The 24,559-nt window shown below is 63.3% G+C and carries 22 protein-coding genes; 7 read left to right on the top strand and 15 right to left on the bottom strand.

Translation table 11 applies throughout. The features are described from left to right. Positions 1-58 precede the first annotated feature (58 nt). Entirely contained in the window at positions 59-592 is a 534-nt protein-coding gene (locus ASU23_RS31315) for a type II toxin-antitoxin system PemK/MazF family toxin (protein WP_058039403.1), read from the top strand. A 30-nt stretch (positions 593-622) separates the two neighbouring features. Here the strand turns inward: ASU23_RS31315 and ASU23_RS31310 are convergent, their stop codons facing one another. Genes ASU23_RS31310 through ASU23_RS31295 form a run of 4 tightly spaced genes read right to left on the bottom strand, consistent with a single transcriptional unit; the run spans position 623 to position 4,948 of the window. Then, on the bottom strand, positions 623-1,396 hold the full coding sequence (locus tag ASU23_RS31310; RefSeq protein ID WP_058039402.1) for an aquaporin: 774 nt from the start codon (positions 1,394-1,396) through the stop codon (positions 623-625). A gap of 59 nt (positions 1,397-1,455) precedes the next feature. After that, positions 1,456-2,286 carry a transglutaminase family protein gene (locus ASU23_RS31305; protein WP_007731033.1) on the bottom strand — a complete coding sequence of 277 codons (831 nt, stop codon included), beginning with the start codon at positions 2,284-2,286 and terminating at the stop codon, positions 1,456-1,458. 8 nt (positions 2,287-2,294) lie between these two features. After that, the gene (locus ASU23_RS31300) at positions 2,295-3,266 is read right to left on the bottom strand and encodes an alpha-E domain-containing protein (RefSeq protein WP_003944483.1); all 972 of its coding nucleotides are present in this window, start codon (positions 3,264-3,266) and stop codon (positions 2,295-2,297) included. 56 nt (positions 3,267-3,322) lie between these two features. Continuing rightward, positions 3,323-4,948 (bottom strand): circularly permuted type 2 ATP-grasp protein, encoded by a 1,626-nt coding sequence (locus ASU23_RS31295; RefSeq protein ID WP_047270788.1) that lies wholly within the window; start codon positions 4,946-4,948, stop codon positions 3,323-3,325. Positions 4,949-5,145: 197 nt separating this feature from the next. Here ASU23_RS31295 and rpsT point away from each other — a divergent pair, with 197 nt between their 5' ends. Continuing rightward, positions 5,146-5,406: a 30S ribosomal protein S20 gene (rpsT, locus tag ASU23_RS31290; RefSeq protein ID WP_003944567.1), complete on the top strand. Its 261-nt coding sequence runs from the start codon at positions 5,146-5,148 to the stop codon at positions 5,404-5,406. Between the two features lie 672 nt (positions 5,407-6,078). Here the strand turns inward: rpsT and holA are convergent. The 11 genes from holA to ASU23_RS31235 all read right to left on the bottom strand — a co-directional run bounded on the left by holA (position 6,079) and on the right by ASU23_RS31235 (position 17,598). Then, complete coding sequence (gene holA, locus ASU23_RS31285; protein WP_003944476.1) at positions 6,079-7,056, bottom strand: DNA polymerase III subunit delta; 978 nt, start codon at positions 7,054-7,056, stop codon at positions 6,079-6,081. Next, positions 7,053-9,413, bottom strand: a complete 2,361-nt coding sequence (locus tag ASU23_RS31280) for a ComEC/Rec2 family competence protein (protein WP_058039401.1) — start codon at positions 9,411-9,413, stop codon at positions 7,053-7,055. The genes holA and ASU23_RS31280 overlap by 4 nt, the downstream gene beginning before the upstream one ends. Next, positions 9,410-10,291 carry a ComEA family DNA-binding protein gene (locus tag ASU23_RS31275; RefSeq protein WP_058039400.1) on the bottom strand — a complete coding sequence of 294 codons (882 nt, stop codon included), beginning with the start codon at positions 10,289-10,291 and terminating at the stop codon, positions 9,410-9,412. The genes ASU23_RS31280 and ASU23_RS31275 overlap by 4 nt, the downstream gene beginning before the upstream one ends. Before the next feature lie 81 nt (positions 10,292-10,372). Then, a complete protein-coding gene (locus tag ASU23_RS31270; RefSeq protein WP_058039399.1) occupies positions 10,373-11,215 on the bottom strand; it encodes a DegV family protein in 843 nt (280 codons plus the stop codon). Positions 11,216-11,219: 4 nt separating this feature from the next. Then, complete coding sequence (gene octT / locus ASU23_RS31265; protein ID WP_042924057.1) at positions 11,220-12,002, bottom strand: diglucosylglycerate octanoyltransferase; 783 nt, start codon at positions 12,000-12,002, stop codon at positions 11,220-11,222. Continuing rightward, positions 11,989-12,663, bottom strand: coding sequence for a histidine phosphatase family protein (locus ASU23_RS31260; RefSeq protein WP_058039398.1), 675 nt, complete (start codon positions 12,661-12,663; stop codon positions 11,989-11,991). Before ASU23_RS31260 ends, octT begins: the two co-directional genes overlap by 14 nt. Beyond that, positions 12,660-13,106, bottom strand: a complete 447-nt coding sequence (gene rsfS / locus ASU23_RS31255; RefSeq protein WP_003944502.1) for a ribosome silencing factor — start codon at positions 13,104-13,106, stop codon at positions 12,660-12,662. The genes ASU23_RS31260 and rsfS overlap by 4 nt, the downstream gene beginning before the upstream one ends. 46 nt (positions 13,107-13,152) lie before the next feature. Then, a complete protein-coding gene (gene nadD / locus ASU23_RS31250) occupies positions 13,153-13,869 on the bottom strand; it encodes a nicotinate-nucleotide adenylyltransferase (RefSeq protein WP_003944462.1) in 717 nt (238 codons plus the stop codon). Positions 13,870-13,887: 18 nt separating this feature from the next. Then, positions 13,888-15,351, bottom strand: a complete 1,464-nt coding sequence (locus ASU23_RS31245; RefSeq protein WP_007731020.1) for a VWA domain-containing protein — start codon at positions 15,349-15,351, stop codon at positions 13,888-13,890. A gap of 8 nt (positions 15,352-15,359) precedes the next feature. After that, entirely contained in the window at positions 15,360-16,271 is a 912-nt protein-coding gene (locus ASU23_RS31240; RefSeq protein WP_003944506.1) for a MoxR family ATPase, read from the bottom strand. 40 nt (positions 16,272-16,311) lie between these two features. Next, positions 16,312-17,598, bottom strand: coding sequence for a glutamate-5-semialdehyde dehydrogenase (locus tag ASU23_RS31235; protein ID WP_058039397.1), 1,287 nt, complete (start codon positions 17,596-17,598; stop codon positions 16,312-16,314). Between the two features lie 218 nt (positions 17,599-17,816). Between ASU23_RS31235 and ASU23_RS31230 the strand changes: the two genes are divergently transcribed. The 5 genes from ASU23_RS31230 to ASU23_RS31210 all read left to right on the top strand — a co-directional run bounded on the left by ASU23_RS31230 (position 17,817) and on the right by ASU23_RS31210 (position 24,498). Next, positions 17,817-18,920 carry an NADH:flavin oxidoreductase/NADH oxidase gene (locus ASU23_RS31230; protein WP_042924054.1) on the top strand — a complete coding sequence of 368 codons (1,104 nt, stop codon included), beginning with the start codon at positions 17,817-17,819 and terminating at the stop codon, positions 18,918-18,920. Between the two features lie 243 nt (positions 18,921-19,163). Next, on the top strand, positions 19,164-20,606 hold the full coding sequence (locus ASU23_RS31225) for an MFS transporter (RefSeq protein WP_003944479.1): 1,443 nt from the start codon (positions 19,164-19,166) through the stop codon (positions 20,604-20,606). Then, positions 20,603-21,484: a ribokinase gene (locus tag ASU23_RS31220; protein WP_058039396.1), complete on the top strand. Its 882-nt coding sequence runs from the start codon at positions 20,603-20,605 to the stop codon at positions 21,482-21,484. Before ASU23_RS31225 ends, ASU23_RS31220 begins: the two co-directional genes overlap by 4 nt. 53 nt (positions 21,485-21,537) lie before the next feature. Continuing rightward, on the top strand, positions 21,538-22,359 hold the full coding sequence (locus tag ASU23_RS31215; RefSeq protein ID WP_007731010.1) for a MerR family transcriptional regulator: 822 nt from the start codon (positions 21,538-21,540) through the stop codon (positions 22,357-22,359). Positions 22,360-22,398: 39 nt separating this feature from the next. After that, on the top strand, positions 22,399-24,498 hold the full coding sequence (locus ASU23_RS31210; protein ID WP_058039395.1) for a DEAD/DEAH box helicase: 2,100 nt from the start codon (positions 22,399-22,401) through the stop codon (positions 24,496-24,498). Positions 24,499-24,559: the final 61 nt, after the last annotated feature.

The raw sequence follows: 24,559 nt of genomic DNA, 5'->3' as shown, positions 1-24,559 counted from the left end.
AAGTCTCGGCGCCGCCGTACCAGGGGTTCCCACGGGCGGGTGATTATGCTCGAACGCTATGGCAAGCATGTGGAAGCAGATCGGCAGAACCCTCGGCGCCCTCGCGGTGGAGAAGGGGCCCGCGTTGCTGCGCCAGTTGCAGTCGTCCACGTCCCAGTCGTCTGCCTCGAAGCCGGGTCCGTCCGGCCGCCCGATCGCCGCGCGAACGTCTCCGACCGCACATCGCGCCCGCAAGGTCGAGTACTCCCCCGACCTCGACGGCAAGGCCGATCCGGGCGAAATCGTCTGGACCTGGGTTGCCTACGAGGAGGATCCGACCCAGGGCAAAGACCGCCCGGTGCTGGTTGTCGGCCGCGACGGCGACACGCTGATCGGCCTGATGTTGTCTTCGCAGAGTAAACGCCAGGGTGAGCGCGATTGGCTCGCAATCGGTTCGGGTCCATGGGACGGAGAGGGAAGGCCCAGCTGGGTCCGGCTCGACCGGGTGCTCGACGTTCCCGAGAGCGGGATCCGGCGCGAGGGCGCCGTCATGGATCACAAAAAGTTCGACGCGGTCGCGGCAAAACTTCGGGCCGACTTCAGCTGGAGCTGAAGCCGACCCGGACGATGGAAACAGTGTCGATCAGCTGTCCAGACGGTTGAACCGTCCGAAGAGTGCTCGATAGATGAGTGCACCGAGCGCACCGCCGATGAGCGGGAACACGATGAACAACCACACTTGACCTAATGCACCGTCCTGGAACGGTGCGACAGCGAGGCTTCGAGCGGGGTTGACGGAGGTGTTGTCGATCGGGATCGAGATCAGGTGAATGACGGCCAGCGTGAAGCCGATGGACACCCCGGCGAGCGGCACGTCGGAGATCTGGTCGGTCGACGCGAGAACGACGAATACCAGCAGTGCTGTCAGCAGGATCTCGATGATCATGGCGGCACCGATGCCGTAGCCGTCGGAAACCACATTTCCGAGAAGATTCTTCTCGGCAGACGGACTGTGTGCGCCCCAACCGTTTGCACCCAAACCGTCAGCAGCACGGTTGTACGCCGGGAGACTGTTGGCCACCGTGTAGATCACGACGCCTGCGACCAAGCCGCCGATCACTTGCGCGACAACGTAAATCGCCGCATTGACGGCTGAGATTCGCCCGATCACGAATTGGCCGAGAGTCACGGCTGGGTTGACGTGGCAACCGGAAATCGGGCCGATCGCATATACGAGGAACAGCAGGGTCAGGCCGAATGCGAAGGCAACTCCGAGGTTGCCGACTTTCGCACCTGCAAAGACGGCAGTTCCGACTGCGGAGAACACGAGCACAAATGTTCCCACCGCTTCGGCCGCATACTTCTTCACATCCGAGATCGGTTCGATCTCAGTCAATTCCTGTGCAGTTGGAGACATATTCCCACCTTCTTCTCATCGAACGGTAGTAATGCTCACGCGCCTAGATTTGCCGGACTTTACGCAAGCCTGGTGATCTCCACAACAACTTCGAGATCTGTGGAACGTCCACCGGAAAAGATTCCCTTCAAAGGCGGCACATCCGAATAGTCCCTTCCTATTCCGACCGAGACATGCTGTTCATTCACAGCTATCGCATTGGTCGGGTCGTATCCCCACCACGCGCCGGTCCACGCCTCGATCCACGCGTGCGATTCGCCGACCACCGTGTCCCCGACTGCCGCATCACGTTTGGGGTGGAGATAGCCGGAAACGTATCGACACGGTATCCCCATCGTTCGAAGCAATACCAAGGTCAGATGCGCATAGTCCTGGCAGACGCCTTTCCGTGCCGACCACGCCTCGACCGCCGACGTATGCACTCCGGTCGTACCCGGCACATATGACATTTCGCCGTAAACCCATTGCGACGCAGCCACTACTGCATCTTCAGGTGATTTATCTTTGCGCAATTCCTTGGCAATTGTCGCCAGCTTACGATCACGCGGAACATATCTCGTGAAACTCAGTTGTTCGTTGAATCGATCTTTAATCGCGTTTCCCGACAATTCATCCCAGTCGACGGTTTCCTCGGGCTGAACGAACGGTTCGGTCTCCACCACCGACAGTCCGGTCACTTCGAGTTCCGTATGCGGGGCGTGCAAGTCGAAGGCGGTCACCGCGGTGCCCCAGTAATCGGTGTATCGGTAGGAACGCGTTGCCGGCTGGGTTTCGACGCGCGTGAGTATCACCGTCTGCCTGGTGTCGCCGCGAGGTGTCAATCGCGCTTCGTTGTACGACGACGTCACCGGGGCGTCGTACGCATATCCCGTGGTGTGCACGACCCTCATCCGCCAGCTCACAGCTCTCCCTCCACCGTCGACTCCGCATACGCGGCGCCGGCATCCGTCCACGCGACCCACGGCGCAGCGTGGAAGTACTGCAATGCAATTGCCTCACCCAGTTCGCGGCAGGTCTCCTGCCAACCGAGCAACCGTCCCTGCAGATCCTCGAGCAACACGCCCTGCGGCAGGAACTCGAGTTCGCTGCGTGCGCGGCCCAGAAGCCGCGGCGCCTCCGCCCGGATTCCGACGCGACTGCCCGGCTGCGGGTCGAGCTCCTGCAGGCACTTCTCGGCCTGCCTGATCGAGTGGAACACCGAGCGCGGAAAGAGCCTGTCCAACAAGATGAACTCGACGACGCGATTGGCGTCGAGTGCTCCGCGATACGTACGCAGATACGTGTCATGTGCGCCCGCCGAGCGAAGAACGCTGACCCATGCCGGCGACGACGGGCGGTCACCGGCGCGCGCCAGAAGCATCCGCACGATCATGTCGACACGTTCGATCGACCTGCCCAGCAGAAGGAACCGATAGCCGTCGTCGCGACTGAGCGTGGAATCCGCCAGGCCCGCGAACATCGCTGCGCGTTCCTCCACATAGCGGAAGAACTCGTGTGGCCCCAGCCTGCGTGAGGCACGTTCACGCTCGGCCAGTCCGTTGTACGTGGTGTTCAGGCACTCCCACATCTCACTCGACGTGACCTCACGCGCCCCGCGAGCATTCTCACGAGCACTTGCCAGCGAGTCCACGATCGAACCAACCTGGTTGCGGCTGAACGCAACCAGATCGGTGAGCGAGCGCACGTCGAGCTTGCCCTCCGGCGCCTCGATGCCGAGGACACGCAGGAGCAGACGCGACGTGCGGTCCGGGTCGACGGTGGCGTCGTCGAGCAATTGATGGACGGCGACGTCGAGGATCCGAGCAGTGTCGTCGGCGCGCTCGACGTAGCGGCCGATCCAGTAGAGGGACTCTGCGTTGCGAGCAAGCATCGGTCACCACGCTCCGTTCACTGATAGTTCTTGGTAGCTGGGCACTTCCGAGGTGTTCACTGTTGCTGCTGCTGTTGTTGCTGCGAGGTGCTCAGTTCGGGACCCTGCACCGGCTCCGCGGATTCCGGGGGCTCGGACACCAGTTCCTCGCCTGACAACTCTGGGTCTTCGTCAGAGGTGCGACTCGCAAGCACCCACGTGTCCTTGCTTCCGCCGCCCTGGCTGGAGTTGACCACCAGCGAACCTTCCGGAAGTGCCACCCGGGTCAGGCCGCCGGGCAACACCCACACGTCCTCACCGTCGTTGACGGCAAAGGGCCGCAAGTCCACGTGGCGCGGCGAGAGAACATCGTCGATCTTGGTCGGCACCGTGGACAACTGCACGAGTGGCTGCGCAATCCACCCGCGCGGGTCTGCCTTGATCTTGCGGGTGATCGCGGCCAGTTCCTTGGGGCTCGCGTCGGGTCCGAAGACGATTCCGTAGCCGCCGGACCCTTCCACCGGCTTGATGACCAGTTCGGCGACGCGGTCGAGGACTTGCTCGCACTCCTCGTCCAACCAACAGCGGAACGTGTCGACGTTCTGCAAGAGCGGCTTCTCACCGAGGTAGTAGTCGATGATCTGCGGAACGTAGGTATAGACGAGTTTGTCGTCACCGACTCCGTTGCCGACGGCGCTCGAGATCACCACGTTGCCCGCCCGCGCCGCATTCAGTAGGCCTGCGACGCCGAGAATCGAATCCGGACGGAAGTGCATCGGGTCGAGATACTCGTCGTCGATGCGGCGATAGATGACGTCGACCTGGCGCTCGCCTTCCGTAGTGCGCATGTACACCATGTTGTCGCGGCAGAACAGGTCGCGACCTTCGACGAGTTCCACACCCATCTGACGAGCGAGCAACGAATGCTCGAAATAGGCGGAATTGGCGATACCCGGTGTGAGAACAACCACTGTCGGGTCCGCTTCGTTGAGTGCAGCACCCGCACGCAGCGCCCTCAGCAGGTGTGTTGCGTAATCACCGACCGCCCGCACCTTGTGGGACATGAACAGATCCGGGAACACCCGAGTCATGGTGCGACGGTTTTCCATCACATAGGAGACACCGGACGGAGATCGCAGATTGTCCTCGAGAACTCGGAACTCTCCAGCCTCGTCTCGGACCAGGTCGATACCCGCGACGTGAATTCGCACACCGTTGGGCGGCACGATGCCTGCCGCTTCACGGTGGAAGTGCTCGCACGAGGTGACCAGGCGGCGCGGCAACACGTGATCGCGCAGGATTCGCTGCTCGCCGTAGATGTCCGCGAGAAACAACTCGAGCGCCTTCACCCGCTGTTTGATGCCCTTTTCCAGCCGCGACCACTCCTGGGCGGCGATGACGCGTGGCACCAGATCCAACGGGAAGGGTCGTTCCTGCCCGGACAGCGAAAACGTCACACCTTGGTCGATGAATGCGCGTCCGAGTGCGTCGGCACGCGCGGCGAGGTCGGCGCTGCTCGTCGGCGCCAGGGCTTTGTACACACCCTTGTACGGACCACGCACCGAGCCGTCGGGCTCGAACATCTCGTCGAAAGCCAACTCGTAGCGACCGATGTCTGAATATCCGTCGAACACTGCGGCAGGACGCGCTCGGGTGGTGGTCGAACCTGTTTTACTCGAACTTTTCGAAGGCGACGGCGTCATAGGGCAACATGCTGCTACAAGTGGGGCTATTCGGCAGCGCGGCGAGCAATCGGGCGCTCGGTGTACCCTTCTCGACAGACGCAACGTGCGACGGTTTGGGTTCTTGGGCCCTCGGCTGGTAATCTTGCCAGTCGGTGCATCAGTGCGCCCACAGCTTTCTCGACCGTAACCAGCTAAAGACGACAAGGATTTTACGCGTGGCCAACATCAAGTCCCAGGTGAAGCGAATCCGTACCAACGAGGCGGCCCGACTCCGTAACCAGTCGGTGAAGTCCTCGCTGCGTACCGCGATCCGTTCGTTCCGCGAGGCTGCGGCAGCCGGTGACAAGGACAAGGCCAACGAGCTCCTCGTCTCCACCAGCCGCAAGCTCGACAAGGCAGCCAGCAAGGGCGTCATTCACGCCAACCAGGCTGCCAACAAGAAGTCTGCACTCTCGCAGGCTGCCAACAAGCTCTGACGTTTCCACTGTGACGGTTCGCCGTCACACTGGTTCGTCTCGATAGCCGCCAGGTCGAAAGACCAGGCGGCTATTTTGCGTATTCAATCGGGTCAGTGCGAAGACCCGCCATCCATGTCTTGCAGCGAATATGTGGAGCGGGCTGCAACCATCTGATGATGGCGATCAACGGGCACGGGAAGCGCCCTCGCAGCTGGTTATTCACGACTGTCTTCTGGGCGGTCGTCGCTTTCGGCGTAGTGGCCACCCTGGGAATCCCTCGTTGGTGGGAATCATTGACGGTTGCAGTCGTCGGAGGTGCCGCAAGCTACGGATGGTGTAAGCGCAGGCAACGTAGCGAATTCCGGATCTTCTTCGGCGTGATGTGTTCACTCGTTGCGATTCTGGCGTTTCTCGCCGTTGGACGAGCGCTACTCACCACCGTGAAGGTGCCGGTGGACAGCATCGGCCAAGAAACCATTGTCTGCGGCAGTGTGGTGAATCCGGTGTCGCACGACTCACTACGGGTGACCGACATCAGAACAGGTGAACCAACGACACGGCCTCAGGCCATTCCGCATACTCAGTTGGAGCAAGCCTGCGTGAAACGCCTCGACTACCGGGCGGGTGAGGCCACGGCCGCCACTGTCGTCGGACTACTTCTGGCCGGACGCGCAGTAGGCCACGTTGTACTCAGTTCTTCCGCAACGCGCACACTTTCCGCACTGCCATCTCCAGGGCGAAGGACGAGTCGACTGCGGCACCCTTCACGTCGGCATTGAGGGCGGCGACGATCTGCATCGCAGCGCCGATCGACGTGGGATCCCAGCCGCCGACCTCCTTGATCGCCTTCTTGACCTTCCACGGCGGCATTCCGAGATCCGACGCCAACCGGAACGGGTCACCGCCCCGTGCAAACGGGCCGACCTTCGCGATGGTGTGGACTGCGTCAGCGAGGGCATCCGCGAGCAGAACATGGGCTGTTCCGATCTGATCTGCCCATCGGAGCGCCTCGAGCGCACCCCGGGTATCGCCGACGATGACTTTGTCGGCCACGTCGAATCCGGAAACCTCGGCCTTGCCCGAGTAATACTTGTGGACCGCATCGACGTCGATCTTGCCGCCCGTATCTGCCGCCAATTGCGAGCAGGCCGACGCTAGTTCGCGGAGGTTGGAGCCGACGCTTTCGATCATCGCGGCGATCGCATCTGGCGCAACCCTGACGTCTGCGGTCCGAAACTCACCCCGGACGAAGTCGACAAGCTGACTCTTGTTCAGTTTTCCGCAGTTGTGAACCGTCGCGCCGAGCTTCTCGAGGGCCGGCGCCAACGCTTTCGCGCGACCGCCGCCCGAGTGCACGACGATCAGAACCACACCTTCTGCCGGCTCGCGTGCAGCCTCCAGGACAAGCGCTACGGCATCTTTGCCTGCTTCTGCAGCCGATTCCAAGACGATCACACGGTCTTCGGCAAAAAGAGAAGGGCTGAGCAACTCGGCCAACTCGGGAGCATTGGTGTCGCCCGCGCGCATCTTGGTCACCGGGAGATCCGAAATACCCTGGCCGCGGTCACCGCGGACGGCTCTGATGAGCTGCGATACCGTGCGGTCGATCAGGAACTCGTCGTCCCCGAGAACAAGATGCAGCGGATCGACTCCAGACGGATTACTCACCCGAAGATGGTCCCACGAGGAACCGACACGATCGACACAGACCCGCCGCCCCCGCCGTACACAGCGACGGTGCCGTCGACGTCGGTCCGAACCACCGCCCCGCCCAATGAATCCAGTTCATCGAGAACCTCCGCATTCGGGTGCCCGAAACTGTTGCCGACGCCGACGCTGATCATCGTCAACCTCGGACGCACCGCTTCCAGAAATGCCGACGACGTGGTCCGAGAACCGTGATGGGGCAGCTTCAACACATCGGCCTTCACGTCCGTTCCCGATCGGAGGATGGCCTCCTCCCCCGCAACTTCGGCGTCGCCCGTCAACAGAATTCGACCCGCGCCCGTGTGCGCCATCACCACCAGCGACTGATCGTTGGCTGCATCTGCGGCATCGACGGAATCGCGGGGAGCTGGAACCAACGGACCGAGAACCTCCACGTTCACCGATCCCAGCGTCAACTCCATACCTGCGAGCAACGGGACAACCGGAACGGCCTGCGAGTCGGCGGTATCCTTCACCGCTCGAAAACCTGACTCCGGCAACAACATCGACCCGACTCCGATCGCAGCGACCGAACGCCCACTCAGGACTGCTTCCAATCCACCGATGTGATCGGCATGAAAATGACTGATCATCAGCAACGCGATGTCGTTGACGTCCAACATGTTCAGGCAACGATCCATCGACGTGGGATCAGGACCGACATCGATCACGATTACCCTGCCGTCTCCAGTCGAGAGCACAAGACCGTCCCCCTGACCGACGTCGCACATCACCAGCGCCCACCCCGGAGCAAAACGGCCACCCCCGAACACGTGTTGAAAGATCAGGGCCAGAACAACTCCCAGAACAAGAACGCCGAGCACCCATCTCGAAATCCGATTCCACAGCGTCAGGGCCGCGGCCAGTAGGACTCCCACGACGACGAGGGCACCTATGAGTCCTGACGGCACTACCACCGACGCTCCGGGAAGCGCCGCCGCCCGTTCGGACACGCACAGCAGCCACCCCATCGGCGGCCGCACCAATGGCGCGACGAACACCGCGATCGGTGGACAGATCAGCGCACACAAGGCAATCACCGCACCGAACACCGTGATGATTCCGATCACGGGCGCCACCGCCATGTTCGCGGCAATCGTGACTACGCTGAAGGTTCCCGCCATGGCGCCCACCAACGGTGCAGTCACGACAAACGCAGCACCCGAGACAGCTGTCATCTCCGAAAACCAACGGGGCCAGCCTCTTCGGCGAAGCACGTCCACCCACACCGGCGCAATGATCACCAGCGCGCCCGTGGCAGTAGTCGACAGCGCAAACCCCCAGTCGACGGCCAGCTCGGGCATCACGACAACCAGAACGATGACGGCGGCAGCAAGAGCAGGCAGCGCCTGTTTGCGCCGACCAGTGACCAGACTGAGCAGGCCTACCAAGCCCATCACCGAGGCGCGCAGAACACTCGGCGACGGCCTCGCGACGACAACAAAGGCAACGAGGGCTACCGCCGCCAAAGCGGCGCCGACCCGCGGACTGAGCGCCGCGGCTCTGACCAACAGCAGAACGGCCCCGAGCAGAATGCTGATGTTGGCGCCGGACACCGCGGTGAGATGGGAAAGTCCGGCAACGGTGAAGTTGTCCTTCACCACCGGCGACAGCGCCGACGTGTCTCCGACGACGAGGCCAGGCAGCAGACCCGCCTGATCCGGCGGGAGTGCAGCCGAGCACGCAGCCGCGAAACGAATGCGCACCACACTCGCCCATCGCTGATACCAGGGCACTTCTCCCACCGCGACGGGAGGCCCTTCGGACGTGATCACGGCGAGCGTGGAATCGCTACGCCATGGCTGACTCGCCCGGCCACGAACCGTGAGGCTCTGCCCTGGAACAACTTCGAGCCACGACGAACTGGGCGCCCGGATGGTGACCAAGCCGCCTCCGGAGTACCTGCGGTTCTGGGCAGTCACCGAATTGACGGTTGCCCTGAAGACGACCTGACCTTGACCCACCGCGCCGGAGACCGCGTGCGGATCCTCCGAGGGTTCCACTTCGACACTCACCCAAGCTCCCTCGAGAGAAGCTCGGGTCAGTGGGTGCCTCTCCGCCTCGGACGCCCGCCACCCGCCGACGGCACTACACCCGGCACCGAACAGCAATGCAACCAACATGATTCGTACCCACCCCGCTGATGTCCGGCGCACAACCACGTAAGTGAGGAGTGCCGCTGGAACCGCACACGCCACCGCCAGTACCCACGCGGCGACCGGGCCGAACAGGATCCCCACCGCACTGCTCCCCCACACCGCGACCGCCGACAGAAGCAGTCGAGCGTCGAGGACCGGCGAGGCTTCCGGTTCGTTCACACCGACACCAGCACTCGCAATTTGGCCAACCTTGCCGGGCCGATCCCGTCGACTTCCCCCAATTGTTCTATGTCCGTGAATTTTCCGTTGGATGTGCGCCAGGAGATGATCGCCGCAGCCGTTACCGGCCCTACCCCGGGAAGCTCGTCCAGTTCGGCCTCGGTGGCGATATTGAGGTTCACCAGCCCAGCCCCGCCGGATTCCCCCGTAGCTGCGGGGCTGGTCCCTCCTGCAGTGGTACTCGAAGAAACACCACCGGACTGATCGGCCGCACCAACCACGATCTGATCGCCGTCGACAAGTTTCTGAGCCAGATTCAGGCCCACCGTCTCCGCACCGTCGAGCACGCCACCTGCCGCAGCAAGCGCGTCGGCGATGCGCGAGCCCGAATGAAGATTGACAAGCCCAGGCGTGCGCACGAGCCCGACGACACTGACCACCACAGCCTCGGGCGGCTGCTCTGCCACGACGCCGGTCGGTACAGGACTGGCTGATTCACCATCGCCGGCAGTCACATTCTTCTCCGTGACATTCTGGGGCGAGGGCAACGGTGGGACCGCCTGCATGCTCGGAGAATCCCACCACACGGCGAACAAGCCGATTCCCGTGGCCAGAACTGCAACGATCGCCAACACCCAGGTCGCCGACCGACTCGGGCGCCAACGTGTACCGCGCCAGTGTTCGGGCAATCGGTCGAACCGTGACGAGTCGGGCTGAGCGTCGTAGTCGTCCTCGTCGAAGTCCCGAAGCCACTCGGGGGACCTCTCGAAAGACCCTGAATCCTCGAATTCGTCGACGTCCTCGTGTCGCCGCCGGTAGTTGCCGTCCATCGCCGCGAGGCGATCACGCGCCCGCTCGCGCTCCTCGCTGATCCTCATGACTGGACGCTAACGAGAGACCTCGCCGCCAACGACGAACAATTTGTATCTGTGGAGAACTCGCGGATTGTGGAGAAACGATCAGGCGCTCGTGTCGATCTCCGGCAACGGGCACACCACAACACCGATCGCGCCGACACCGACGTGCGCTCCGATAACCGCACTGAAGTCGGTGACGACGGATTCCGCTACATCGGGAATGCGCTCGGCCAACTGTTCGGCTATCCCGTCCGCACGCTCTCGCGCGCGCATGTGATGCACGGCTATCGCCACACGACCGAGACCGGCGCGTTCGACTGCCGAATCCACCAAGCGCGCAAGAGCTTTGGTGGTGGTACGTGTTTTCTCGCCGAGCACCAGCTTGCCGTCCACCAGATGCAGGATCGGTTTCATGGCCAATGCAGTGCCCAGCAGTGCGGCCGCGGTTCCGATTCGTCCTCCCCTACGCAATTGATCAAGTTTGTCGACGACGATGTAGCAGCGCCCACGGCTCGCTACGTCGACCGCCCGGCCGTACGCCTCTTCGAGTGAAGCGCCCTTCTCGGCCAAGCGTGCAGCTTCGAGGACGGGATATCCCAAACCCATACCGGCGGACTGTGAATCGACGATGCGGACGGCGCCACCGAACTCCTGGGCCGCGACTCGTCCGGCTTCCCACGTTCCCGACAGTTGGCGTGAAATGTGAACGGCGAGAACGCCGTCACCGTCGCTCATGTCCAGGGCGCGTGCATACGCTTCGGACAACTCGGAGGGCGACGCTCCGGCCGTTGTCACTCCCGACAGGTCGCTCGGCATTGCGTCGACGCCCTCTCGCAAGTCGCAGCCGTCACGGAGCACGTGGAGAGGAACAACCTGAATGCCACATGCGTCGGCCGACTCCTGCGGGATGCAGGCGGAGGAATCCGTGACGACGACGACCGGCATTCTGCTACCCGACTTCGCTCGGCGGTGCTACCAGTTCCGGCGAAACCACTTTCTGCGCCTCGACCCCGCGAATCGCAGCTATCATCGCGCGGGCTACGCCGAGGTGACCGTCCCAACCCCAGTGAATGCCGTCAGGATTGCCGTTCTCGGAAAAGACGTTGTCACGCACTGCATCTGCAAGGTCGACTACGGGAACGTCTTTCTCCGTAGCCCACTCGGTGATCGCGGACACCGCGGCAGGTCGTCCGGCATGCACGCTGGCGTAGGCATCACTGCGGTGCACCGACGGCAGGGTCGCGATCATCGGCAGTTCGGGCCGCATGTACTCCAACGCATTTCGCGAGCTTTCCAGATACTCGACGCTCAGCTTGGGCGGAAGTGCGACCGGGCGGCCCAGAGGTGCAAGCCGCGGCTGCAGCCACTGATAACCCTCGCGCACCACGCGTCGAAGCGCGGGTGGCCGAACGTAGCGGATGGTCTCGCGGAGCGCGGTAGGCAATGGGGACGGCAGCGAGTCCATCCCGCCGACCGCGAACACGACGGCGCCGGCCCGCGGCACCGCCGCCCACACACGAGGATCCTGAGTCAGTGCCCACCACGCGTCGCGACACGTCCATCCGATACGGGCGACCAACTCGACGTCCCAGCCGAGTTCGTCGGCCACGATGTTGGGCCAGATGCGTGGATGATCTGCCGCGAGGCCGCCTTTGGGGCCGAAATACGACAGCGAATCCGCGAGTACGAGGAGGACGGGGCGCTGCCCGTCGGCACTTTCAGAGGACGTCATTTGCGACACTCGCAGAAGCATTCCATACGTCGAGTCGCCACTCGATCGACTTGACGTCACCATGTCCACTGAGTTGCACCCAACTGGTGTTTCCCAATCCGCCGAGGACGGCCCAGCGATCGATGGGTAGGTCGAGCAATGCCGCTGTCAGTGCCGCGATCAAGCCTCCGTGCGCCACCAGAACCACGGGCCGCTCGGCCCAGTCCGGGTGCGTGTCGAGCAATTCGTGAACTACGGGGAGGCTGCGATTCGCGACGTCGATTCGGCTTTCGCCGCCGGGCGGCGCCAACGTGGCATCCGCTCGCCACGCAGATCGCACACCGGGAGTGCGCTCGTCGACGTCATGATGAGTCAGGCCCTGCCATTCCCCCAGGTGTGTCTCACGCAGACGCGTGTCGGTGAGGACCGGAAGTCCGGCGGCATCACCGACAGCGACGGCCGTGAAGTACGCCCGACGCAGATCCGAGGACACGATCGTCAACGGCCTGCGATCGGCGATCACCGGACCTGCACTCTTGGCCTGCGTGCGTCCCAACTCCGACAGGTCGGTGTCGAGTTGCCCCTGCATCCGAGAGTCGGCGTTGTATTCGGTCTGTCCGTGACGCAGCAGGATGAGCCGGCGGACAGGGTTCGACGCCGCACTGGGCGCCGACGAAGTCACAGCGAGGGATCCTGCGCGTCCGGCTCGGAAACCGTGTCGGTCTCGAACACCGTGTTGGCGTCGGCGGGGCCGGGACGGTTCTGTCCGAGGCCTTCGACCTCGACCGTCGGGCAGTCCTTCCACAGACGATCGAGAGCGTAGAAGTTGCGCTCCTCGTCATGCTGGACGTGGACGACGATGTCGGCGTAGTCGAGCAGTGCCCAGCGGCCCTCGCGGGTGCCTTCCCGGCGGACCGGCTTGTGTCCCGCTTCGCGGAGACGGTCTTCGATGTTCTCGACAATCGAGTTGACCTGACGCTCGTTCGTCGCAGATGCGATGACGAAGCAGTCCGTGATGACCAGCTGTTCGGACACATCGAGCACCACCACTTCGGTGGCCAGCTTCTCGTCGGCTGCCAAGGCCGCGATGCGTGCCATGTCGATGGCTTCGGTGTTTGCGCTCACTCGATGTTCTCCAGTTTCGTCTTCAGAAAGTACTTGTTGTTCTCGGCTAGCTCGATTCGGCGCCCGGGACGGCTTCCGACTTCCCCGGTGCGGGCTCCGACATCGTTGTAGCTCCGTCGCGGCGCTCCGCGTCGACAGGTCGATACAGGTTCCGCTTCGAGATGTACTGCACCACTCCGTCCGGCACCAGGTACCAGACGGGGCGGTCTTCACTTGCCCGACGCCGACATTCGGTCGACGAAATGGCAAGTGCCGGAATCTCTATCAACGTGACCGCGTCGGCGGGCATGGTGTCGAGGTGACCGGCCAGGTGCTCTGCATTGAGATCGAAACCCGGTCGCGATACCCCGACGAACTTCGCCAATGCGAACAACTCTTCCCAATCTTGCCAGGAAAGGATGCTGGCCAGCGCATCGGCACCGGTGATGAAGAAGAGTTCGGCGTCAGGGTGGTAGGCCCGGAGGTCTCGCAGCGTGTCCACGGTGTACGTCACTTTTTCACGGTCGACGTCGACCCGAGAGACGGAAAACCGCGGGTTGGAGGCGGTGGCGATGACCGTCATGAGGTACCGGTCCTCGGCAGGACTGACGCCCTTCCCCTGCTTCTGCCAGGGCCGCCCGGTGGGGACGAAGATCACTTCGTCGAGTCCGAACCGGTCGGCGACCTCACTGGCCGCAACGAGGTGGCCATGGTGAATGGGGTCGAAGGTGCCACCCATCACTCCTAGGCGTCGAGCACGTTCCACCGATAGTCCCTTCTGCACGAGTGTCGAGCTTACGGGTCAGACCGGCAGCAGACGGGACACGACGTCGGCAAGCTGCTGGGCCGAGCGGCACTCGTGCATGCTGATGACCTCGTTGTAGACCTTCGCCGCGGAGTCACCCGTTCCCCATTGCCCCTTCGGCTCGGGGTTGAGCCAGTGCGCGTGCTTGGCTACTGCCACCATCTGCGACAGCGACTGAAGGTTGGGATCGCGGTAGTTGTTGCGACCGTCGCCGAGTACCAGTAGCGACGTGCGACTGGTGATCGACTGCGCGAACTTCTCCTGGAACACTCCGAAGGCGTGTCCGTAGTCTGAGTGGCCGTCGTAGGTGATCAGTTCGGCCTCACGCACCATCCGTGACATCGCTGATCCGAGGTCTGCGTTCGAGTCGAAGAACCGCGTGACCTCGTCGGTCGTGTCGATGAACGCGAACACCCGCACGCGCGAGAACTGCTCACGCAAAGCGTTCACGAGCAGCAGAGTGAAATGGCTGAACCCCGCCACCGAGCCGGACACGTCGCACATCACCACAAGTTCGGGCCGCGCCCGCTTCGGCTTGCGCTGCACCAGATCGATCGGCACTCCGCCCGTCGACATGGACTTGCGCAACGTACGACGTAGGTCGATCGAACCCGCGCGAGAGCGGCTACGACGCACGGCGAGACGACTGGCCAACAAGCGAGCCAGGGGTGCGACGTTCTTCTTCAGCGTGGTGAGTTCGGCATCGGACGCTCGCAAGAAGTCGACTTCCTCGGCGAGTTTCGGAACGCCGTACGTGGCGACCCGCTCCTTGCCCAAATTCTCGGCTGTGCGTCGACGCGTTTCCTTCTCGACCATCTTGCGGAAGTCCGCGATGCGCTGCGCTGCCGTGCGCTTGGCGACCTCGGATTGATAGTCGGAGTTGTCCTTGCCCTCTGACCCGGAACCCTCCTGGTTGCCGAGCAGGCCCTGCAGGATCTTGTTGAGCAACGTCTCCGGGGCGACGTCGCGCAGCGCCTGGTAGGCGGAGAACGACGGGCCGTTGCTCGACTGGTACTGCCCGAGTTCCTCGACCATCGCGGCGGTCAGGAGTTCGGTCATCTCCATCGCCTCGTCACTGCCGTCTGTCAGCAGTTCGGCGATCAGCTCACGCAATGCCTGCAGGTCGATCGAGCCGTCTGGCTTGCGCGGCAGTGTGACGTCGACGTCGCCGACCGCACGGTCACCGATCGCCTTGGGGAACCACAGGTCGAAGACGGCGTCGAACGTCGCCCGGTGGGTCGGCCTGCGCAGGAGCGAGCATGCCAGCCCTTCACGAAGCGCTTCACGATCGAGCAGGTCGAGAACAGACATGACCTGACCGGCGTCGACTGTCTCGGACGGGCCGACCATGATTCCGCGTCGTCGCAGAGCCTCGACAAAATCGACGAGGTGACCGGGAATCCCGTGCGGCGCTGCCAGGCCGCCAGGTGAGAGCGGCGACGTCGATGCTGCGGGAGCCATGTCAGACCTCAGTTCAGCCGAAGTTCAGCGGCGGCACGCACCTGGTCCGACTGGTGCTTGAGGATCACGCCGAGCGTGGCGCGAACGGCATCGTCGTCGAGAGTGTCCATGCCCAGAGCAAGAAGGGTGCGTCCCCAGTCGATGGTCTCGGATACCGAAGGGACCTTCTTGAGCTGCATTCCGCGAAGAACACGAATGGTGTTGACCAGCTGCTCGGCAATCGCTTCAGGAAGCTCCGGCACACGGCTTGCGAGGATGCGACGCTCGAGGTCGGCGTCCGGGAAGTCGAGATGCAGGAAGAGGCAACGACGCTTCAGAGCCTCCGAGAGTTCGCGAGTGGCATTCGAGGTCAACACCGTGAACGGCTTGCGGGTGGCGGTAATGGTTCCGAGCTCGGGGATCGTGACCGCGAAGTCGCTGAGCACTTCGAGGAGCAGACCTTCGATCTCGACGTCTGCCTTGTCCGTCTCGTCGATCAACAGCACCGTCGGGTCCTCGCGGCGAATGGCCTTGAGCAGTGGACGTGCGAGCAGGAACTCCTCCGAGAAGACATCCGCCTTCGTCGAATCCCAGCTGTGGTCGACCGCGACATCACCCCTCGCGCCGCTCGCCCCGCCCGACTGAATCCGAAGAATCTGCTTCGCGTGGTTCCACTCGTAGAGTGCACGAGCCTCGTCGACGCCCTCGTAGCACTGCAGACGCACCAGTTCTGCGCCCGTGGTCTGGGCGACTGCGCGGGCGAGTTCCGTCTTTCCGACACCGGCCGGGCCCTCGATGAGCAGCGGCTTGCCCAGACGATCGGCCAGGAAGACTGCCGTCGCGGTGGCCTTGTCGGACAGATAGCCGGTTTCGGCCAGCCGTTCGATCACGTCGTCGACGGTCGAGAAGAACGGCGTCGTGTCGGGAAGTGCTCGGTCCACGGTTAACTCCTTGAGAGGTGGGGCAAGTCTGGTGAACTTTTCAGGCGGGTCGGGTATGCCCGTCGCCCCAGACGATCCACTTGGTGGACGTCAGTTCCGGCAGCCCCATGGGGCCACGCGCGTGCAGTTTCTGGGTGGAGATGCCGATCTCGGCGCCGAACCCGAACTGCTCACCGTCGGTGAAGGCAGTCGACGCGTTGACCATCACTGCCGCAGCGTCGACTCGAGCGGTGAACTCGCGGGCAGCCGAGAGATCGGACGTCACGATGGCTTCGGTGTGGCCGGTTCCGTACTGGTCGATGTGCTCGACGGCAGCGTCCAAGTCCTTGACGACCTTGAGGGCGACGTCGAGGGTGAGGTATTCCTTCGACCAGTCGTCCTCGGTCGCGGGAACCAGTCCCGGCAGATCACCGTGCACGACGACGTCGTGCATCTGGAGCGCTTGGAGCAGCTTCGGCACGGCCGTCTCGGCAATAGCGGCGTCGACCAGCACCGTCTCTGCCGTGTTGCACACACTGGGCCGACGGGTTTTGGAGTTGAGAAGAATCTTCTCGGCCATCAGTAGATCGGCGGCCGAGTGAACATAGACGTGGCAGTTACCGACACCGGTCTCGATGGTGGGGACAGTGGCATCGCGAACTACGGCGCTGATCAGGCCGGCACCGCCGCGCGGGATGACTACATCGACGAGGCCGCGGGCCTGGATGAGGTGCGTGACCGTCGACCGATCCGCACTCGGCAGAAGTTGAACGGAATCCTCGGGCAGTCCCTGATCAACCAACGACGCACGCAGAGCCGCCACCAACGCTTCGTTGGACTTGACCGCCGAGGACGAACCACGAAGCAGCGCAGCATTTCCCGATTTGAGGGTGAGCCCGAAGGCATCGACGGTCACGTTGGGACGAGCCTCGTACACCATGCCGACGACACCGAGCGGAACGCGCTGCTGCCGTAGTTCCAAACCGTTAGGCAGAGTGGAGCCGCGAAGAACTTCGCCGATCGGATCGGGTAGTCCGGCAACCTGACGCAAACCCGACGCGATGCCCTCGATCCGGTCAGCGGTCAGACGAAGACGGTCGAGCAGCGATTCCTCGGTGCCGCCCGCCTTCGCGGTGTCGATATCGAGAGCGTTGGCCGCGAGAATCCGATCACTTGCCGCGAGTACCGCGTCGGCTGCGGCGTTGAGCGCAGCATCCTTCTGCGCGGTGGTCAGCAGAGCCAGGACGCGCGAAGCCTTGCGGGCTCGGCGTGCGGCGTCGTGCACGACGGACTTGGTGTCGGACGCGTTCGAGTCGACGGTTTCTGCGTTGGAAGTCACAGCGGTCATGAATACACATTAACCACCCACCGTGACGGCCTGCTCGGCGGAACGAGGCTGTGACCACCCGGGACCATTCCGGCGGACCGCCTGCGAACATTTAGGCGGACCGCCTGCGAACATTTAGGCGGACCGCCTGCGAACATTTAGGCGGACCGCCGGGGAACAATTCCGGCGCGCGACACTGTTGCACCCACCGACCTTCTTCTTCGAGTCAGGAGCCATCCGTGAGTGTGTTGTTCGAGCCTTTGACCCTGCGCGGCGTCACCATCCCGAACCGCGTCTGGATGGCACCGATGTGCCAGTACTCCGCTGACGTCATCGGCGACCAGGTCGGAGTGCCCAACGAGTGGCATCGCACGCATCTGGTGAGCCGTGCAATCGGCGGCACCGGCCTGATTCTCACCGAGGCGACGGCCGTCAATCCCGAAGGCCGCATATCGGCAGCTGATCTGGGGATCTGGAACGACACGCAGGCGCAAGCCTTCGCCGAGATCAACGCGCAACTCGCGTACTTCGGCGCAGTGCCCGGAATTCAGCTGGCCCACGCCGGACGCAAAGCGTCGACGCAGGTTCCGTGGCGCGGCGGCAAGAGTCTGCCCGCCGACGACCGACTCTCGTGGCAGACGGTTGCCCCGAGCGCGGTTCCGTTCGGTCACCTTGCCGATCCGGTCGAGCTCACCACCGAGGGCATCGAGAAGGTCGTCGCGGACTTCGCAGCGGCGGCTACCCGCGCATTGAAGGCCGAATTCAAGGTCGTGGAAATTCACGCGGCCCACGGATACCTGATCCATCAGTTCCTCTCCCCCGAGAGCAACAAGCGAACGGACCGCTACGGAGGCAGCTTCGAGAACCGCATCCGATTGCTCCTCGAAATCCTGAGCGCAGTCCGCGAGGTGTGGCCGGCCGAGCTACCGCTCTTCGTCCGGGTCTCGGCGACCGATTGGCTCACGGAAGAACGTGGGCTCGAGGTCGACAGCTGGACCGCGGATCAGACCGTTGCCCTCGCCAACATCCTCTCCGACTACGGCGTCGATCTCGTCGACGTGTCCACCGGCGGTAATTCACCGGCAGCCAAGATTCCGGTGGAGCCGGGATACCAGGTTCCGTTCGCCCGTCGCCTGCAGAACGAGAGCCTGCTACCGGCCGCCGCCGTCGGCCTCATCACCGAACCCGAGCAGGCCGAGAAGATCGTCGAAGACGGAAGCGCAGTGGCGGTGCTCCTCGGCCGCGAACTGTTGCGAGATCCCTACTGGGCGCGCCGGGCGGCCCGTGAACTGAACGCCGAGGTAGGACCGCATATCCCGTCGCAGTACGCCCGCGCCTTCTAGCCCGAAAATCGGCTCCCGCGCACAACTTTGATAGCGTAAGCGTCTTACTTGCCGGTAGTCCGGAGCCCTGAGGGCTCCGGACACTGCCGCGGGCCAGAGCCGTGCGACGGGGGTCGCAACGAGCCACAGGGCACGCGGACGCTCGATTTCCCGACCGGCTCATCGGCGAGTGGGCAACGAAAAGATGCGTGCATCAGGTACGTGCCCCGCTCGGTTCGATGATTGCGCTGGGGAGCGCATGTCATGACTACACCAGAGAACTCGATCAGCGCTCTCGAAGTGGCCGAATCACCCGATGTCTGCGTCACCGACAATGCGTCCGTCAAGCGCGCTGTCAAGGCAACGATGCTCGGAAATGCCATGGAGTGGTTCGATTTCGGCGTTTACGCATATCTAGCTACCACTATAGGAAAAGTGTTCTTCCCGGACGCGAGCGGCAGCGCTCAACTCCTCTCTACCTTTGCAATTTTTGCGGCAGCCTTCATCGTCCGCCCACTCGGCGGATTGTTCTTCGGTCCACTCGGTGACCGCATCGGACGCAAGAAAGTCCTGGCCACCACCATCATTCTGATGGCGGGCAGCACCTTCGCCATCGGCCTCATCCCGAGCTACGAATCCATCGGTATCGCCGCCCCGATCCTGCTGGTACTCCTACGCCTACTGCAGGGCTTTTCCACCGGCGGCGAATACGGCGGAGCCAGTACGTTCGTCGCCGAATACGCACCGGACAAGCGCCGCGGTTTCTTCGCCAGCTTCCTCGAATTCGGGACTCTGGCAGGATATGTGGCGGCAGCGGGCATCGTGACGATCATCCAGACCGTCGTCAGTGCCGAGGACCTACTCCAGTGGGGCTGGCGCATCCCCTTCCTCATTGCCGGACCTCTGGGTCTCATCGGCCTGTACCTCCGTCTGCGTTTGGAGGAAACCCCCGCATTCCAGATGATGGAGCAGGCCGAAGAGCGCTCCCTCGCAGATGAATCCACAGGCAAGAAACTACGCGAAACTCTCGTCGACAACTGGCGTCCGCTTGTTCTGTGCATCGTCCTGGTGGCCACGTACAACATCGCTCACTACGGACTGCTCAGCTACATGCCGACGTATCTGACCAACACGTTGGGTTACGACGAATCCCACGGACTCGTTCTGATGATCATCGTCATGATCGTGATGATGATGGGAATCAGCTACGTCGGAAAGTTCTCGGACCGCGTCGGGCGTAAACCCTTGCTGCTCAGCGGTTTCATCGGATTCTTCGTCCTGTCCCTGCCTGCCTACCTTCTGATCGGCGTCGGCAACTACGTGACGGTCTTCCTGGGACTCGCAATTCTCGGCGGCTTGCTCCTGCTGTTCGTCGGTGTGTTCCCGTCCGTGCTTCCCGCACTCTTTCCGACCGGAATCAGGTACGGCGGCTTGGCAATCGGATACAACCTCGCGGTCTCCATCTTCGGCGGGACCACTCCCCTGGTGCTCACCGCCCTCGAAAGTGCAACGGGCAGCAACTTGGTCGCACCGATGTACATGATGATCGCCGCCGTGATCGGCGGTATCGCAGTCCTGATGATCCCCGAGACCGCACGCAAGCCACTCGACGGCTCTCCGCCCTCCGTCGCCACCGACGAGGAAGCACGTCGGATCATCCGCAAGGTTCGTCGAAAGAGAATGAAGGCCGATAACCTCGAGGTATGAGCACGCCTCGAATCGTCGTCGTCGGCAGTATCAACATGGATCTGACCACGTCAGTGTCCAGATTCCCCGCTCCGGGAGAAACGCTGCTCGGCACTGCCTTTGCCACCGCGGCGGGAGGCAAAGGCAGCAACCAGGCCATCGCCGCCGCGAAGGCCGGTGGGGACGTGTCGTTCGTCGGCGCGGTCGGCGACGACGGTTTCGGCACCCAATTGCGCGAGACCCTGCAAGACACCGGGGTCGACACCGCGTTGCTTCGTAATGTCGACGGCCCGAGCGGCGTTGCCGCCATCACCGTGAGCGAGGACGCGGAGAACAACATCATCGTCGTCCCGGGCGCCAATTCCTCGGTCACCTCGTTGTCCGAAGCAGACCTCGACGCGATCGCACACGCCGACGTTCTCCTGTGCCAACTCGAAATACCCCTCGACACGGTCACCGCAGCGGCCCGGCACGCGCGTGCCAACGGAACAACTGTCATCCTCAATCCTTCGCCGGTACAAGACCTTCCGGGCGCCCTGATCGAGTCTGTCGACATCCTGATCGTCAACCAGACCGAGTCGGAGCAGTTGGCCGCGGTCACCGGTCGCGTCCGATACCTCGTCACGACGCTCGGGGCCGGCGGCGCGGATCTCCGGTCGGGCGAGGAGACAATCCACGCCGACTCCCCGGCCGTGACACCCGTGGATACAACTGGCGCAGGCGATGCTTTCACCGGCGCCTTCGCCGTGGAGTGGGTGCAGGGCCAGGACCGCGCCCTGCAGTTCGCTGCCACGGCGGGAAGTCTGGCGACGACGGTCCGCGGCGCGTCGGTGTCGTCACCCACTCGCGCTGCGATCGAAAAAGTCCTGAACCGACAGCTTGACTCTGACACCGTGTGAGGTCGTAAACCTGTAGGTATCGGGTTTGTGAGAGAGAAACGGGGCGAGCAAGGATGTTGAGCATCGGAGACTTCGCGAGAGCAGGTCGTGTGTCGGTGCGCATGCTCCGCCACTACGACGCCATCGGTCTGCTCAGACCCGCGAGGGTCGACGCATCCACCGGGTATCGCTCGTACACCGCGGGCCAGTTGGCGCTGCTCAACCGCATCGTCGCTCTCAAGGAGTTGGGCCTGACTCTGGCCCAGGTCCAGCAAGTGGTGGAGTCAGCGGTCACCGTCGACGAGATCCGCGGGATGCTCACGCTTCGCCGAGCAGAACTCGAAACCCGAATCCAGGAAGACACCGCGCGGCTGGCGCATGTACAGGCGCGCCTACGGATCATCGAAAGTGAGGGACAGATGTCCGCATACGAGGTTGTGATCAAGTCAGTTCCGGCGCTGCGGGTCGCGGAGTTGACCGGTACCGCCAAGACGATGGATCCGTCGTCGATCGGCCCGGTGGTTCGCGGGTTGTACGAGCGCCTTTGTACCGGTTTGGATCGTGCCGGTATCGCCGCGATCGGACCCGCTGTCGCTTACTACGAGGATGCCGGTGACGACGAGAACGTCGTCGTCCATGCGGCGCTACCGGTAGACGCGAATCCCGATGGCGACTACGAGTTCGCTGTGGTGGACCTGCGGGCCGAAGAGCACGTGGCCTCGCTGCTGCACAAGGGTTCGATGGACAACTGCCTGCCCGCTTATCAGGCGTTGGCCCAATGGATCGACGCAGCGGGATACCGCAATGCCGGCCCCAGCCGTGAGGTGACGCTGGCGTGCCCGGAGGATGTCGACGGCTGGGTCACCGAACTGCAGGAACCTGTTGCCAAGGCCTGAAGCCCGCACGTGTCGGCAGGGTCGTGCACCATGGGGTCCATGACCACCGCCACTGCCCCAGCCATGCGCGACGAAGCCGAGCGGCTGCTCCGCGAACTCGCGGGGCCGGATGCCCGCCTACGCGAGGACCAGTGGACGGCCATCGAGGCGCTGGTGGTGCAGCGCAAACGCGCGCTCGTCGTACAGCGGACCGGCTGGGGCAAATCTGCGGTCTACTTCATCTCGGCGAAGCTGCTCCGGGCAACGGGCCACGGCCCCACCGTCATCGTCTCTCCGTTGTTGGCCCTGATGCGAAACCAGGTCAGTTCTGCCGAACGTGCCGGAGTGCGCGCCGCAACCATCAATTCGGGCAACGTCACCGAATGGGACGACATCCATGCCCGCGTCGCAGCCAATAATCTCGACGTCCTTCTGGTCAGCCCCGAGCGCCTGAACAACCCTGACTTCCGCGATCAGGTACTCCCGGCCCTGGCAGCTGATGCCGGCCTGGTCGTAGTCGACGAGGCTCACTGCGTTTCCGACTGGGGCCACGACTTCCGTCCCGACTACCGCCGCATCAGGACCTTGATCGCCGAACTCGGCGAGGGCATTCCCGTCCTCGCAACCACGGCGACGGCCAACAACCGCGTCGTCGAGGACGTGTCCGCCCAACTCGGCGTCGGCGGTGAGGAAACCCTCGTCCTTCGCGGCGGGCTCGAACGCGAATCGCTTCACCTCTCTGTAGTCCAAATTCCGGAGGCGACGGCGCGCGCTGCCTGGCTTGCCGACATGCTCGAGACGCTGCCGGGTTCGGGCATCATCTACACGCTGACGGTTTCGGCCGCGCGCGACCTCGCAAGCCTGCTCTCCGAGCGCGGCCATACCGTCGCCGCCTACACGGGCCAGACCGATCCCACTGAACGTGAATCTCTCGAGCAGGACTTGTTGGGTAATCGCGTCAAGGCTCTGGTGGCCACCTCGGCACTCGGGATGGGCTTCGACAAGCCTGATCTCGGGTTCGTCGTCCACCTCGGCGCACCGTCGTCGCCGATCTCGTACTACCAGCAGGTGGGCCGCGCCGGTCGTTCCACCGACAGGGCAGACGTGATCCTCCTGCCTGGCGCCGAGGACAAGCAGATCTGGAGTTACTTCGCCTCGGTCGCCTTCCCCCGCGAGCACCTGGTCCGCAGCGTCATCGAACACCTCGACACCGAAAAGGCCACGTCGACACCGGCACTCGAACCTCTGGTGGAGCTCAATCGCACGCGTCTCGAGATGGTCCTCAAAGTCCTCGACGTCGACGGCGCGGTCAAACGCGTCAAGGGCGGGTGGATCAGCACCGGCGAACCCTGGGTGTACGACGCCGAGCGCTACGGCCGACTCGACGACGCCCGCCAGGCCGAGCAGGCCGCAATGGTCGAGTACCAGAGCATCACGACGTGTCGAATGACCTTCCTGCGTGAACAACTCGACGATCCTGGTCTGAACTCGGAGAACTCACAGTGCGGTCGCTGTGACAACTGCACAGGCAATCGCTACGACACCACTGTCGACACCGCCGCCCTCGACGAGACTCGGGCGCGCTTGCAGCGCCCCGGATTCGACCTGGAGCCGCGCAAGATGTGGCCGACCGGCCTGAGCAAGCTGGGCGTCAAGCTGTCCGGGAAGATCACCGAGGGGCCCGAAACCGGGCGCATTCTCGGACGGATGTCGGACCTGGGCTGGGGTCAACGTCTCCGCGCGCTTTTCGACGGTCCCGACGCCGAGGTACCCGATGCGGTGGTCAGCGCGTGTATCAGCGTTCTGGCCGCCTGGAATTGGGCCGAGCGACCCACCGGTGTCATGGCCCTCGAATCCACGACGCATCCTTTGTTGGTGTCGAGCCTGGCTGCCAAGTTGGCCGAGGTCGGGCGATTGACCGACCTGGGCACTCTTCGCTTGCGCCCCGACCACCCTCCGGTGTCGGCAGCGAACTCCGCCTACCGCGTGTCCGGACTGGTCGATGTTTGGGAAGTCCCGGACATGAGCATCCACCAGGGACCGATACTTCTTGTCGACGCAATCGCCGATACCGGTTGGACTTTCACGATGGCCGCGCGCGCACTTCGACAGGCTGGTGCTCACTCTGTACTTCCGTTGGCGCTCGCAAGCCCGAAATAGCGAGTTTTTGCCCGAAATAGTCGCTCCGACAACGGCAAAAGTTACATAATGTGAGCACCAT

Origin of the sequence: Rhodococcus sp. KB6, from assembly GCF_001445685.1 — a bacterium.
Lineage (GTDB): Bacteria > Actinomycetota > Actinomycetes > Mycobacteriales > Mycobacteriaceae > Rhodococcus_F > Rhodococcus_F qingshengii.
The sequence above is the reverse complement of the archived record's forward strand: the minus strand, read 5'-3'. Positions and strand labels throughout refer to the sequence as shown.

Bases quoted from the DNA above. Each gene is read 5' to 3' on its own strand.
- ASU23_RS31315 (WP_058039403.1), top strand. From the start codon at position 59: ATGGCAAGCATGTGGAAGCAGATCGGCAGAACCCTCGGCGCCCTCGCG.
- ASU23_RS31310 (WP_058039402.1), bottom strand. From the start codon at position 1,396: ATGTCTCCAACTGCACAGGAATTGACTGAGATCGAACCGATCTCGGAT.
- ASU23_RS31305 (WP_007731033.1), bottom strand. From the start codon at position 2,286: ATGAGGGTCGTGCACACCACGGGATATGCGTACGACGCCCCGGTGACG.
- ASU23_RS31300 (WP_003944483.1), bottom strand. From the start codon at position 3,266: ATGCTTGCTCGCAACGCAGAGTCCCTCTACTGGATCGGCCGCTACGTC.
- ASU23_RS31295 (WP_047270788.1), bottom strand. From the start codon at position 4,948: ATGACGCCGTCGCCTTCGAAAAGTTCGAGTAAAACAGGTTCGACCACC.
- ASU23_RS31275 (WP_058039400.1), bottom strand. From the start codon at position 10,291: ATGAGGATCAGCGAGGAGCGCGAGCGGGCGCGTGATCGCCTCGCGGCG.
- ASU23_RS31270 (WP_058039399.1), bottom strand. From the start codon at position 11,215: ATGCCGGTCGTCGTCGTCACGGATTCCTCCGCCTGCATCCCGCAGGAG.
- octT (WP_042924057.1), bottom strand. From the start codon at position 12,002: ATGACGTCCTCTGAAAGTGCCGACGGGCAGCGCCCCGTCCTCCTCGTA.
- ASU23_RS31245 (WP_007731020.1), bottom strand. From the start codon at position 15,351: ATGGCTCCCGCAGCATCGACGTCGCCGCTCTCACCTGGCGGCCTGGCA.
- ASU23_RS31235 (WP_058039397.1), bottom strand. From the start codon at position 17,598: ATGACCGCTGTGACTTCCAACGCAGAAACCGTCGACTCGAACGCGTCC.
- ASU23_RS31225 (WP_003944479.1), top strand. From the start codon at position 19,164: ATGACTACACCAGAGAACTCGATCAGCGCTCTCGAAGTGGCCGAATCA.
- ASU23_RS31220 (WP_058039396.1), top strand. From the start codon at position 20,603: ATGAGCACGCCTCGAATCGTCGTCGTCGGCAGTATCAACATGGATCTG.
- ASU23_RS31215 (WP_007731010.1), top strand. From the start codon at position 21,538: ATGTTGAGCATCGGAGACTTCGCGAGAGCAGGTCGTGTGTCGGTGCGC.
- ASU23_RS31210 (WP_058039395.1), top strand. From the start codon at position 22,399: ATGACCACCGCCACTGCCCCAGCCATGCGCGACGAAGCCGAGCGGCTG.